6 protein-coding genes are annotated in these 13,947 nt (G+C 66.8%); 1 reads left to right on the plus strand and 5 read right to left on the minus strand.

The features are described from left to right. Nucleotides 1–9: 9 nt before the first annotated feature. From ACNAW0_RS13945 to ACNAW0_RS13965, 5 genes are all read right to left on the minus strand, one after another. Nucleotides 10–3,588: a family 78 glycoside hydrolase catalytic domain gene (locus tag ACNAW0_RS13945; RefSeq protein WP_416288250.1), complete on the minus strand. Its 3,579-nt coding sequence runs from the start codon at nucleotides 3,586–3,588 to the stop codon at nucleotides 10–12. Between the two features lie 133 nt (nucleotides 3,589–3,721). Then, the gene (locus tag ACNAW0_RS13950) at nucleotides 3,722–6,907 is read right to left on the minus strand and encodes a glycosyl hydrolase family 28 protein (protein ID WP_416288251.1); all 3,186 of its coding nucleotides are present in this window, start codon (nucleotides 6,905–6,907) and stop codon (nucleotides 3,722–3,724) included. 260 nt (nucleotides 6,908–7,167) lie between these two features. After that, nucleotides 7,168–8,592: a glycoside hydrolase family 28 protein gene (locus ACNAW0_RS13955; RefSeq protein WP_416288252.1), complete on the minus strand. Its 1,425-nt coding sequence runs from the start codon at nucleotides 8,590–8,592 to the stop codon at nucleotides 7,168–7,170. A gap of 131 nt (nucleotides 8,593–8,723) precedes the next feature. Next, entirely contained in the window at nucleotides 8,724–8,888 is a 165-nt protein-coding gene (locus ACNAW0_RS13960; RefSeq protein ID WP_416288253.1) for a hypothetical protein, read from the minus strand. A 223-nt stretch (nucleotides 8,889–9,111) separates the two neighbouring features. Further along, nucleotides 9,112–10,095 (minus strand): winged helix-turn-helix transcriptional regulator, encoded by a 984-nt coding sequence (locus ACNAW0_RS13965; RefSeq protein ID WP_416288254.1) that lies wholly within the window; start codon nucleotides 10,093–10,095, stop codon nucleotides 9,112–9,114. Between the two features lie 149 nt (nucleotides 10,096–10,244). Between ACNAW0_RS13965 and ACNAW0_RS13970 the strand changes: the two genes are divergently transcribed. Then, nucleotides 10,245–13,947 (plus strand): S8 family peptidase (locus tag ACNAW0_RS13970; RefSeq protein WP_416288255.1); only part of this gene is annotated, 3,703 nt, incomplete at its 3' end.

Raw genomic sequence — 13,947 nt, forward strand, 5'->3', positions numbered from 1 at the left:
GAGTAGCCGCTACTCGACGATGATCGTGAAGTAGGACGACGACGTATTGGTGTTGGCCGAGTTGGGTCCGAGGGTGATCCTGCCGGCGCCGGCCCGCTTCGCGAAGATCACGAAGTGGGCGTCGGTGGTGTCGATGGTGAGGTCGGTCTGCGTGAACCCGGCATCGGCGAGCCAGCCGGGCCACCAGGTTCCCTGACCACGGGAATCGAATGCGACGTAGACGGTGGCGTCTCGCTTCAAGGTGAACTGCAGGTAGTCAGCGGGCTGGGTGAGCCGCTTATCGTCGTTCGCGCCGGGGATCAGCACGCGACCGGTCAACGCATCGGGAATCGCGGTGATGGTGTCGCTCCGGTCCACGTAGTGGGGCGTCCCCTTGTCGGCACTCCGCAGTGACGCCAGCTTGTCCGGCTGGATCACCTGGACAAGATCGCTGTCACCCGAGCTCGATGCCTGGACGGAGACCTCGGCGCTCCGACTGACGGATATTTCCTTCCCAGCGGCTGGATCGATGTACGCCGCACCCGCACGGAGGGTTGCCTGACCCGGTTTGGCCGGCGTCACAGACCAGGTCGTCCGCACCGTCTCGCCCGCAGCCACCTCGCGGAAGGTGGACGGGGAACTGGCGGTCACCGTCCAATCCTTCGGCGCGTCGAGGCTGAGCTTGACGTCGCGAAGCGGCTGACCTTCGGCCGCGTCGTTGACAAACCACGTGGTGACCTCGCCGGCCTCGCCGACCGTCAGATCGCCGGCCTCGATGCCGGAACGCACCGGTGTCGGCAGCCCGGGCGAGGTGCTGGTGAACGTTGTCCGGCCGGAACCGACCTGGTAGACGGCATATCCGCCGTCCATCCGCACAAAGCGCACATTCTGCCCGTAGGGGTCCGGTGCATACCCGTGGGCGTGAACGACCCCCGGGCCGGTCGCTGGGACGAACACCTCCGCCTGCGAGTTGACGGGCACGCGGACGTCCAGCGAAAAGACGCGTCCCCGGCGTCCCCAGTCGACGGCTACGGAGCCTCGCTGAGTGTAGACGGACCCCTGCGAGCTGGTGAGACCGATCCGCGGCGGTCGTACGCGGAGCGCGCCGGCGCCCGGTTCGGTCACCGTGACCCCGAGCAGAGACTCCAAAATGTCGACGATCGCCTGCGCTCCCCACGAGTGGGAGTAGCTTTCGCTCGCGGTCGGGTTCCACTGCTCCCAGGTGAATGTCCCGCCCCTCGCGAGGATGTTGGCCCAGCCGTCGGCCTTCGCGTCGGTGAGCAGCTCCATGACGGCGTCGGATCGGTCGACTGCGGACAGGCCCTGGAGCAGGCGATAGACGGTCATCGGCCCCTGCCGCATGCCCAGCCCGGCGACGTAGTCTGCGATCTTCGTACGCTCCGCCTTCGGCGCGATGTCGAACGCGAGTGCGAAGGAGTTCGGATGCTGTGAGGCCGTTGTGCTCTGCGCACCGGTGGCCGATAGTCCGTCAATGTAGATGCCATCGGGCCGCCGCAGCTGAGCATTGATCGCAGCCACCAGGTCATCCGCAAGCTGCCGGTAGTGCTGAACCTCGCCGGTTGGTCGGCCCAGTGCCTGCGCTGCCTGCGCTGTCGACCGGTAGGCGTCCACCGCCCAGACGTTGACGACCGTACGCGCCGCCGTGGACGTGTCGTAGCCGTACCGCATGGGTGGTGGCCAGTCGATGATCCCGTGCTGGTATTGCCCGCTGCCGCCGGCCAGATTGGTGATCAAGCCGGTCGTCTCGTTGCGGTACCTATCGATGTAGCCCGCTACATTCTGCAAGGTCTGATAGGCATCAGCGAGAAGGGTCTTGTCGCCGCTCTCCATGTAGTAACGCCAGACCCACCCGGGGAACATCTCGGTGTAGTCCGGGATGTCGCGCTTGCCGTCACCGTTCGGGTAGACGGAGTTGAGGCGGCCGTCCGGCCAGTACCGGATTTGAGATGCCATGAACTCGCGGATCGCCTTCTGCGTGGCGTCCCGCTCGCCCCACGAGGCCATGGTGGCGAAGGAGATGTCGGCGGCGTCGCCGAGGAACTGGCCCTTCTCTCGAGTCGGGGTGTCCAGGAACTGCTGTTGCGTTCCGTAGATCGCCGACCGTTGCATGAGGTCAAACACCGCATTCAGTGTCTGGTCAGAGCTGTGGAACTGGGCGGGTTTGTCGGCGTCTGTGTGCTGGACCACCGCTTGGATGTCATCGGCCGTCAGCGATTCTCCGGGGCCCGGCGCGTTGAACTGCAAGTAGCGCCATCCCCAGTAGGTGAAGGCCCGCAATGTCTGGTCGCCGTCGCGCTGGACGTACGTCAGCGACATGTTGCTGCCCTGAGTGTCCGTTCTCCCGGTCGAGGCGTGACCATCGGCCGTGAGGTTATAGCTGGTCTGCAGGGTCAGCTTGCGGCCGGCTACGCCGGACTGGAAGTGGATCAATGGGACCGCGGGGATCACCGTCCCGAAGTCCGCCACCACAGCACCATCGCTGAGCGTTTTCACCGAGACCGGCTTGACGACCGTGAACTTCAGGCGTGGCTCCTGGCCCTGCAGGTGGGTGAAGTTGTTCGGTCCGGACAGGGGATGCTGGCCGACAACTACCGGCGAGGTCCAAGGGCTTGCACTGGTGTCATAGCCGGGCGAGTCCCACCCCACGGGCTCCTGGGTCGCGTCGATCTGCTCGACGCGGTCGCCGGCATCATTATTGCGCCATACCAGTGTTGCGTTGGTCCACTGCGACGCCTTTCGCACACGCCATGAACCATCCGAGACGACGACCTCTTGGCTACCATCGGCATGATCGATGACGACCCGTACCAGCACTCCCGATGGATTGGCCGAAGGGCCGGCTGCGGCTCCTTGGCATGTGCACGTCCAATAGTGGTAGATCACCCCGATGGCGAGCGGCTGACCGGCCGTGACGTAGCGCGTGATATCGGCGGCTTGATAGTAGCCCTCACCCGGGTACGAGAAGGCCTGCCCATAGTCGACCGCGTGGCCGTTGAGGTGCAGTTCGTACTGCTTGCTTGAGGCAACATAGGCGCGGGCGCGCACAACAGGGCTCGTCCCGGTCGCGACTTCCTTGCGCGCGAGCGTGTAGTCGTCGGTCGAGTCGTTCCCGCTCGTCGCCCGTCGGATCCAGGCAGCGCCATCCCAGTCGCGGTCCCCGAGTCCCGTGTCGAATCCGGCCTGCTCCGCCCAGGGCGAGGCCAGATCGCCACGATCCCAGGTCCGGACGGTCCAGGTGTAGCTCGCTCCGGAGTCCAGCCCAGGCCCCTGGTAGGGCACGTACGCCTGATCGGATGAGCCGACCTTCCCGCTGTCCCACACCGTCTTGGAGTCGCTGTCGCGCGTCACCTTGATCTGGTACGCCGACTGCACCTCGTTACTGTCCATGTCATGCGGGAGCCAGCCGAACAGCGGAGCACCCTCGACGTTGAGCGGTCGGGAACGATCGCCGACCGTAAGGTCCGTCGGTGCGCTGGGCGCATGGTTTGCGGGCTCAGCTGCCGACGCCGAGGCCGTGACGAGGCTGGTCGACAGCAGGGTGGCTGCCACCAGTGGGGCGAGCAGTCTATTACTGTTCACCAGGTTCATCGCCTTTCATTGCAACGCTTCGTGGCGCCCACGAAACGAACGTCTCTGATCGGGTCGGGGGTTCTTTTCATGACACGCCTGGCTCGGCGGCCACCTGATAGACGATGGTGTTGATGTTGATTCCGTCTGCCCCCTACTCCGCGACGATGGTGAAGTAGCTGGACGAGGAGTTGCTGGTCGCGGCGGTGGGGCCGAGTGTTACCTCACCCGCGGCGAACCGTTTCGCAAACACGGTGAAGTGCGCGTCGGTGGTGTCGATGGTGAGATCGGTGCGCTGGAATCCCTGGTCGGCGAGCCAGGCAGGCCACCACGTGTCCTTGCCACGGTCGTCGAACGCCACGTAGACGGTGGCGTCCCTCTTGAGCGTGAACTCCAGGTAGTCGGCGGGTCCGGTGAGCCGCTTGTCGTCGTTGGCGCCGGGAATGACCACCCCGCCGGCCAGCGTGTCGGGGAGCATCGTGATGGTGACGTCTCGGTCGACGTAGTACTGGGCCCCTACGCTGGCTGCTCGCGGGCTGTTCAGCTTGTCCGGCTTGACCACTCGGACCAGGTCGCTTGGTACCTGGGCATCGATGCTCGGGCTACACGTGGATACCGCCTTACCGACGGCCGCGTCCACGTAGCGTGCCTTGGCGGAAAGGGAGCCCTGCCCAACTGCGGGGGTGACGTCCCACGTCGCCCGCACGGTTTGCCCCGGTGCAACGCGGCCGAACGGCTGCGCAGCGTCGGGAACGACCGTCCAACCGTGGGGCGTCGCCAGGTTCAGCCGTACATCCTCCAGCGCGACCCCCGAACTCCCCTCATTGGTGAGTGTCGCGGTCACCTGCGTCCGCTTACCGGCCACGAACTGGTCGCCTACGGGCTGGACGGTGAGCCTGACAGGCGTCCGGCCATCACCGGGTGAGCTGGAGCAATCGTCTACCGCGACCTGATACACCACGGTATTAATGTTGAGGCCGTTGAAGAAGTTGACGGCGATGTAGTGCCGGTCTCGGTACCAGTATTGGTCATCGTCAACTGTGATGGTGTCACTGGTAAACGAGCCGTCCGGGCTCAGCGTTGCCGGGATCGCACTGCTACTCCGGTCGACAAAGATTCGGACGGTCCCGCCCTCGACAAAGCCCGGGTACGCGGCCAGGTCAATCTTGCCCTTGATATTGAAGCTTCTCGCTGGCACTGAGTTTATGACATCGGGGTTATCGATGCTCGCGGCCGTAAGCCGCACAGCCTCGCCACCGGTGACACCTGCCGTCTCATCGAGCAACCTGAGCGGCGTCGTGTCGTACACCGTCTCGACCCCCGTGGATGGATTGATGTACGTTACGTTCTCGACGACCAGGTTCTTTATGTTCTTGTTCGAGCTGAAGGCGGCCTGCAGTGTGCTGGTCGTGTAGAAGACCGAGTTTCGGTAGTAGACATTCTCTACCGGTGAACGCGAGGCTGCACTGGAGAACTGGAACGTGGTCTTGCCTGGAGTCATCGTCGGAGCGGTGTTGACGTCGTCGACATAAATGTTGCGTACGGTCGGGTTGAAGATGTCGGCCTTGGCGAATGACACGGTTTCTGAATAGTTGCTGTCGAGCTGGATCATCGCGGATCTTGCCATCTTCAGCAGGCTGTGCCGGAGATAGATGTTCTCGACAGCTCCACCCCGGTACGAGTTCGTCTTGATCTTCAAGATCAGCGCCAGCCCGGGCCCACCAAACTCATTACGTTCGATGAATACGTTTCGAATGCCTCCCGACATCTCGCTGCCGGTCGAAATCGCGGCAGAGTAGGTGCCGATGTTGTCGTTGTTGTACACCGAGTCTCGGATAATGAGGTTCTCGCTTGGCGCACGGTGCAGCCTACCGTTGACATTGCGGCCGGCCTTGATCGCGGCACCATCATCGCTGACCGTGACCCGGTTTCTCTCCAGGACGACGTTCTTGCAGGACTCCGGGTTGGTTCCGTCGTCGTTGTTCCAGCCGGTGGCCTCGAAGTCCTTGGTCTTGTCGCTGTAGATGTCCAGGTCTCTGATGAGTACGTTCTCGGAGTTGAGCGGGTGGACGATCCAGAACGGCGTGTTCCTGATCTTCACGCCCTCGATGAGGACGTTGCGAGAATGGTTGGTCTCGATGAAGTGCGGGCGGAAGGTTGACTTCATGGCCACCGCGTCCGCCGGCGGCGGGACGTACTTGACCGTGTCCCCGTCGACCACCGGGATCGTGCTCGGCATATGCCCGTCGTCGGTGAATATCCGCTTCGTGATCGGCACGTCCTCGAAGTTCATCTGGTTGAGGATGCCGTTTTCGCCGTACGGAGCGTCGAGACTCTTGTTCTCCACCGACGGCTCGCCCCAGTAGCCCTTCTTCCACGGTCGCCAGTTCCACATGTCTTCCTGGCCGTCCAGCGTCCCGCCGCCCGTGATCGCGATATTCGTTTGGTTCAGCGCATAGATCAGCGGCGAGAAGTTGTAGAAGTCGGTGCCCTCATAGCTGGTCAGGACGGCGGGGTAGTACTCGTTGGTCTTGTTCCGCATGAACTTGACCACGGCATCGGTCTCGATATGCAGGTTGACGTTGCTCAGGAGGGTTATCGCCCCGGAATAGTAGGCGCCGTTGGCGTTCCGTGAACCCGTCGCGGGGATGACGACGATCCCACCACCGCTTTCATGACAGTCCTTGATCGCAGCATTGATCGCGTCGGTGTAATACCACACATCCTGCGAATCTGCGACCAGTGGCGATGTCTTGTTCGCCGGGTTGTTGGCCTGATTGCCGACGTAGAAGGTCTCGGTGACGAGTCGCACCAGGCCGGCATACTTCGGGTCGGTGATGTTGCAATAGTTGTCTTTGAAGGTCGGCGTGCTGGCGTTGACCGTCTCGTCAATCTTGTTGTAGAGATCCTCGTTCCAGTACGCGCCGTCTCTTGTCTTTGCGTGTGGATCGTAGATTGCCAGCTGATAAGTAAACCGATCCGCACCGTTCTCTGCGGTGACCTGGAGCTGATCGCCGCCTACGACAGCGCCCGACCACTTCTCCTGATGATCTTTATTTGCAACAATGTAGCGTTGTTCCGACTTGTCCTTGGCGGCGATCTGCGCCTTGAGCTGCTGGATGGTCGTACCGTTCCTGACGGTGATGGTCGAGGTCCCGACGCCCTTCACCATGCCGGATGCGTTTTGTTTGGCGACAACGACGGTCCCGGTGGAACGGTGCCCGGTCGTGTCTCCCTCATCCTCGATAGGATCTGCCCAGCCCACGCTGGGTGCGCTTGCGACAACCAGCGCGGACGCGGCGACGAGAGTGACTATCCACCGCCTACCTCGACTCTTCATTCGCATGACCTCCTGTGCTGCGTGTCTCGTAACCGTCCATACTTCGAGGAGCCAGCCGAGATGTTGGACGGCTAGCGCGTTCGTCCTGCCGTCATGCCGTCGGCGCGGGCCACTCGCTGCGCCCGGCCCCAACAGGCCCGGCGACCGCCACGATCTCCCCGGCCGGCCACGGCAGAGCTGCGGAGGGAACAGGTGCGCTTCACGCGCATCCCGCGACTGACCACCGCTGGGCCACCTTTCGGCTCTGGTCTTGGCAAGGCTCAGATGACCAGCGGTTCGCCGTTCTGGATCACGTTGGTGACCACGAGGTCGTCGACGTACTCGACGACGTTGGGCTTGCTGGTGGCGCCGAAGTCGATGTCGGTCAGGGTTATCCCCTTGATGTGGTCGTCCGCGTAGCCGCGGAGGTTCAGCGCCTGTTTCGCGGCCCGCACGGTGATGTTGCTGACGTTGATGTCGCCGACGACGGGGTTGAAGCCGCGGCCGGGGCCCTCCTCGTAGAAGAAGTTGATGTCGATCACGGCTCCGCCGACCTGCCCGATGGTCAGGTCTCGGGCATGGAAGGCCTCGATGAAGCCGCCGCGGACGCTGTTGGTCTTGAACCGCAGGGCGATGTTGAGGTTGGGGCTGGACATTTCGCAGTTTCGGACGAACACGTTGCGGGCACCGCCGGACATCTCGCTGCCGATCGTCACGCCGCCGTGACCGTCGCGCATTGTGCAGCCCTCGATGAGGATGTCCTCGCTGGGCATGTTGACGCGGCGGCCGTCGGCGTTCCGCCCCGACTTGATCGCGATGCAGTCGTCGCCCGTGTCGAAGGTGCAGTCGCGGATGACGACCATCCGACTGGACTCCGGGTCGCAGCCGTCGTTGTTCGGCCCGTGGCAGTTGACGGTCACGCCCTGCACGAGCACGTTCTCCGACAGCACCGGATGTATCTCCCACATCGGCGACCCGACGATGGTGACGCCCTCGATGAGAACGTTGCGGCAGCGGTAGGGCTCGAGGAAAGCCGGCCGTAGGTAGCCGCCGTCGCCGTATACCCGTTGCTCGACGGGGACTCCCTGCTCGGCCTGCGCGAACAGCGCATTCCGGGCCTCGGTCTGCCGCGGGGTGCCCGGCTTCCAGCCCCACTTGGCCGCGCCGCACCAGGGCCACCAGTTCTCCATGTCGGCCTGGCCATCGAGGACACCGGAGCCGGTGACGGCGATGTTCTCCTGCTCGTACGCGTAGATCAGCGGCGAGTAGTTGTAGAGTTCGACCCCTTCGAACCGGGTCAGCACGGCGGGTAGGTAGTCGGCGGGGCGCTGGCTGAATAGCACCACCGCGTCGGCGGTGACGTGCAGGTCGACGTTGCTGAGCAGGTGGATCGGACCGGTCAGCCACCGTCCGGCCGGCACGACCACGTGGCCGCCACCGGCGGCGTGACAGGTCTGGATGGCCTGCTTGATCGCCTCGGTGCAGTTGGTGACACCGTCGCCGACGGCGCCGAACTGGCGGATGTCGTACGAGCGGTTGGGGAAGTGGGGGCGGCGCACCTTGCCGCTGATGTACTCGGCTCGGGCCCACGGGTTGCCGGGCGGGAGCGGGGACGCCGCAGCGCTGCCGGGCTGCAGCGCGTAGGCCGCGAGACCCACGACGCCCATGCTGCGGAGGAACGTGCGGCGGCTCGGTTGGTTCGGCATGTGCAAGTCTCCTCAGTCGGTTGGCAACTGGACGTGTAAACCTTTTCCTAGATGGCCGTCGTTTCCTTACTCGTCAAGTCCCTCGGAAATTGCGAAGCGCTGCACCGACGACGCTGCGGGGCGCCGGCAGTTCAGAGTGCGGGCGCGAGTCCCTCCCAGCGCACGCGGCGGTCGATGCGACCGGTCCCGCTGCTTGCGTAGGCGGGTCCGCCCGCCTCCGCCTGGAGAACGCGGGCGTCCAACGGTGCGGCGGCCAGGCTGCCGGCACCACGCAGGACGTCACGTCGGGCAATCATGCGAGCCACGGTATAGAGCCATCGAAGCACTTGGCTACCATCTGGCCGGATGTGGCCAAACCCCTGCCCATGTCGGGCTTCTCGGGCCGCACGCACCAGAACTGAACACCAAAAACCACTACGCTGAGTAGGCCCAAGGCGCGGGGTCCGGGATTACTGCCGGTTCTTCTTGTTCCAGTGACGCCCATGGGGCCGGGACGAGGGGCCAGAACAGGTAATGCGGTCAGACCCATCCGCGGCGATAGGCGTGCCAGCCGAGCTGCATCCGGGTGGTGGCGCCAGTCGTCGCCATGAGGGCGCGGAGACGGCGCTGGACCGTGCGGGCCGAGGTGCCGAGTTGGTGGGCAAGCGCCCGATCCGTGAGACCCGCCAGCATGAGCTGCAGGATCTGCCTGTCCAGCGGGTCCAGCCCGGTCCCCGTGACGACGAACGGGCGTGCCGAGGCCCAGACGGCCTCGAAGAGCTCACCGGCCAGCGCAGCGAGCGGCCAGCGCAGCATCACCGACGCGTGGTCGCTGATCTGCACCATCGCCGTAGCGTCGTCGGCGACCGCGATCTTGCGTAGCGGCTCGTCGGCGACCCGCACCTGGGCTCCCTCTTCGAGCCTTCTCTGTAGGGCACGGGTCGCCGCCGGCTCCTGCAGGAACGCCGTGTCGACGACGATGCGATAGACGACCCCGGTGACGGGGTGGTGGCGCACTCGCTCCAGCGCGTCGGCCTCGTCCTGGCCGCGCTTCTCCGGGAGGTCGTGGCCCGTGGTCTCCTCGAAGGTGTCGGCGGTGGGGATCGCTTGGTTGGCGCCCGACTGGAAGGCGCGGATCGTGTGCTGGGCGCTGTACTCCAGCTGGAGCAGCCGGTGGGCGACCGCCTCGGGGCCCTCGATGAGTTCGACGAGGTCGTGGCCGCGGGCGGGCGCCATCTCACGGTGGTAGATCTCCGCGAACTGAGCGAGCAGCTCCTCGGAACGGCGCAGCTGCTCGCGGGACCGGGCCAGCCGTGGGCCGAGAACCAGCTCGGGCGGGGAGGCGATCACCGCCCCGTCAGGCCCGGGGTGGACCAGGCCGGTGTCGGCCAGCCGGTTCAGCGACGCGGTGACCACGGCGACAGGCCAACCGAGCTCGTCGGCGAGCCGGTCGACGCCGACGCCGGGGAACGCGATGACGGCGCGATATACCGCCTCGTCCAGTGGCGCCAAGTCGTCGAGCACGCGCATTCCTCCTGCCGGTCGTCCCAACGTGTGCCAGGTGTCGAGTTCTCGCCATGTCGCCGTCTCGCCATGCCGGAGTCGGCCGGAGAAGACGGCGGTTCCGCGAGAGTAGGGCACGTCCCACCCCACTGCTCGTCCAGGAGCTCCGCATGTCAGATCATCGCCGCGCCCGTGGCCCGGCCAGCGCCCTTGCCGCTCTGGCTCTGGTCGCCGCCCTGCCGGCGCTCGGGGCCGAGGCCGCCCGAGCCGCCGACCAGCCCGCGCCGCCCGCCGTCGCCGCGGCGCCCGCGGGCCAGCTGCGGGCCTTCACGCTCGTCACCGGCGACGAGGTCACGGCGCATGTCACCGCCGACGGCCGCCTCGCCGACGTACGCCTGCGGGACGCATCAGGACGGGACGCCTTGTTCACCACGTTCACCGACGCCGGGGGCACCTACGTCTTCCCGGCCGGGATCGAGGCCCAGATCGACGCTGGCAAGGTGGACCGCGACCTGTTCAACATCACCAAGCTGCTCGCTGACGGGTACGACGACGCGAGCAGCGACACCCTGCCCGTGATCGTCACCTACGGGAGCGTGGAGCAGGCCGACGAGCTTGCGAAGAAGGCACCGGCCGGAACGCAGGTCGCCTCGCGGCTCTCCATCATCAAGGGCGCGGCGGTGCGGATCCGCAAGGGCCAGGCCGCCGGCGTCTGGCGCTCCCTAGCTCCGACCGGCACGCCGCTGGCTGCACCGAACGAGACCGCCGAGAAGCCGTCCGTCCAGCGCCTCCCGGCTGCCCGGATCTGGCTGGACGACGTCGTCCACTCCACCGACAAGAGCGGCGACACCGACAGCCCGACGGTGCCGCTGACCGGTGCCGACGTCGCCCACCGGCTCGGCTACGACGGCACCGGCGTCAAGGTCGCCGTCCTCGACACCGGCTACGACACCGGTCATCCGGACCTGGCCGGCCGGGTGGTCGCCGAGCACAGCTTCATCGGATGGGAGGGCGTCGAGGACCGTAACGGCCACGGCACCCACACCGCCTCCACGGTCGCCGGGACCGGTGCCGCGTCCCAAGGCGAGTACGCCGGGATGGCGCCCGGCGCCGACCTGCTCATCGGCAAGGTGCTCGACAACACCGGCGCGGGCTACACCTCGGGGATCATCCAGGGGATGCAGTGGGCCGTCGACAACGGCGCGAAGGTGGTGTCGATGTCGCTCGGCGCCGTCGGCGTCGAGTGCGAAGGCCCCGACGTCGACGCCGTCGAGGCCCTCAGCGACCGGGCTCTGTTCGTGATCGCGGCCGGCAACAGCGGCCTGCCCGGCTCGGTGTCGACGCCGGCGTGCACCCCCGGCGCGCTGACGGTCGGCGCGGTGGACCGGCACAACGTCTCGGCGTACTTCACCTCGCGTGGCCCGGTCTTCGGCGGCACCGCCGCCAAGCCGGACATCGCGTCGCAGGGCGTCGATGTGGTCGCCGCCCGCGCCGGCGGCCGGGGCGACCTGGCGTACGTCTCCTACTCCGGCACCTCGATGGCGACCCCGCACGTCGCCGGAGGCGCAGCGCTCGTGCTCGACGCCCGGCCCGATCTCACTCCGGCAGAGGTCAAGGAGGTGCTCACCGCCTCGGCCGGCGACACCGGCGCGGACGTGCTCGAGCAGGGCGCCGGCCCGATGGACGTGGGTCGTGCCGTCACCCAGCAGGTGGTCGCGCCGCCCAACCTGCAGCTGGGCGACTTCTCGTACCCGCAGAAGTCGCTCCCCGTCACCCAGGCACCGGTCACCTTCACCAACCTCGGCAACGCGGCCGTCACGCTCAAGCTCGAGGTCGAGGAGCTCGTCGGTGGGGACGGCGTCACCCCCGTGCCCGCTGCGATGGTCCGACCGGTCGAGAGCCACCTGACGGTGGGCGGCGGCCAGAACTCCTCCGTCCAGTTGCGGATCGACCCCGGCCTGCCGGTCAAGGACGCTGCGTACGGCACGGTCACCGGCCGCCTGGTCGGCACCGCGAAGGGTGTCCAGGTCGAGGTGCCGTTCAGCCTCCACCTCGAGGAGCCGTCCGCAGACGTGACAGTCGTGGGCATCGACCGGTTCGGCAATCCGGCGGCCTCACCGTCGACGTGGGACCTCATTGATCCGACCCACGGCCGGGCGAGGCACGTCGGTTTCGGCGCTGACGGCACTGCCACCACACGGCTGCGGCTCGGCACCTACACGATTGCCGCGGACGTCATGACCCGTGACGAGCCCACCAATGCCAGCGGCGTCACGTCGGTGGCCTTCTTCACCCGGCACAACATCAAGATCGACGGCGACACGACGATCACCCTGGACGCACGCGACGCGCAGCCGCTGAGCTGGCAAACCGACCGGGCCAGCCAGCCGTTCGGGTACACCGTCGGCTACACCTACGACCTGACCGGCAGCGGCATCAGGCTGTCGAGCTTCGCCACCGCGCCGTCGTACGTCGACGCCGTGTACACCGACTCGGAGGGCAAGCGTGATGAGCGGTTCACGTTCGGTGTGACGACCCGCGCGTACGCGCCACGGGCGACGGTGACCACCGAGGCCGGGCCGCTCGACTACTGGTCGGTGGCGCAGACGCCGCCGCTGCACGGTCAGGGAACCGCGTCGCTCGTCGCGGTCGACCGTGCCGCGCTCCTCGACCAGGACCTGACCGGGAAGGTCGCACTCGTCGCCGTGGAGCCGTCCTGGCCCGTCAGCACGGTCGCCCGGGACGCCGCCCGGGTGGGCGCGGTCGCGATGATCGCCTACTACCCGCGCCTGCTCGGCAAGGTGACCCCGGCGGGAGGCAGCGGGGCGCCGATCCCCGTCATCAGCGTCCGCTCCGACGAGGGTGCCCGGTTGGCCGCGGCGGTGGACGCCGGCCCGGTGACGCTGCGCTGGTCCGGAGAGCAGCCGGAGACGAGCCCGTACGTCTACAACCTCGCGCGGCTCACGACCGGCACGGTGGCGAGCGGCACCCAGCGGGTCCACGACAGTGAGCTCTCCGCCCAGCGGGCCGGCTACTACACCCAGGGTGACAGCCGCACGCTCTGGACCGACGTACAGTTCAAGATCCCCGGGATGTCCAGCTCGGTCTACGCGGCCGGCAGCAGCGTCGGAGTGCTCGCGCCCACCGAGCGGACCGACTATTTCACCGCCCACCCCGACGTAGCCTGGACAAGCATCGTGGCGCCCGGCGTCGCCAACGCCGGCGGGGCTTTCGACGGCCCACGGACCCGGACCGCCGGCCAGGAGACGACGAGCTGGTACAAGGCACCCACCGGGATGTCCCTGTCGACCAACGGCACACCGCTGTTCCGGCGCGACGCCAACCGACTGCGGGTGAGCATCCCCTGGTTCGGCGACGCCGGCGGGCACGACGCCCTCGGCGCCTATCCCGACAGCCGTAGCGTCACCGTCAACGTCGACGGGAAGCCGGCGAGGTATGACGGTGGTGTGATCATCCTGCCCGACGGCGAGGCCACGATCACGGCCCGGGCGACCTGGCAGCGGCCGGTCGGGTTCGGTGCCATCCGCTGGTCGATCGGGATCGCGGAGGACACTGCGTGGACGTTCCGCACCAGCGCTGAGCAACAGGGCGCGCAGGCCGCCCCGGTGCCCGTGCTCGACCTGCCACTCGAGCTGACCAACACGGTCCCCGGCGGCACCGCCGTACCGTTGCGGCTCTCGGCCGTCACCAACAGCTCGGGCGGAAAGCCCGTTCCGATCACCGAGGCCAAGGTCTGGTACGCGGCCGGATCGCAGAGTTCCGTCGCGGGGATCCCCGCCAGCGCCTGGACCGAGCTGCCGATCACCGGCACCGGCACGCAGCAGGCGGCCACCGTGCCCGCGGTGCCGGCAA

Origin of the sequence: Micromonospora sp. SL1-18 (genome assembly GCF_047921505.1) — a bacterium.
Lineage (GTDB): Bacteria > Actinomycetota > Actinomycetes > Mycobacteriales > Micromonosporaceae > Micromonospora.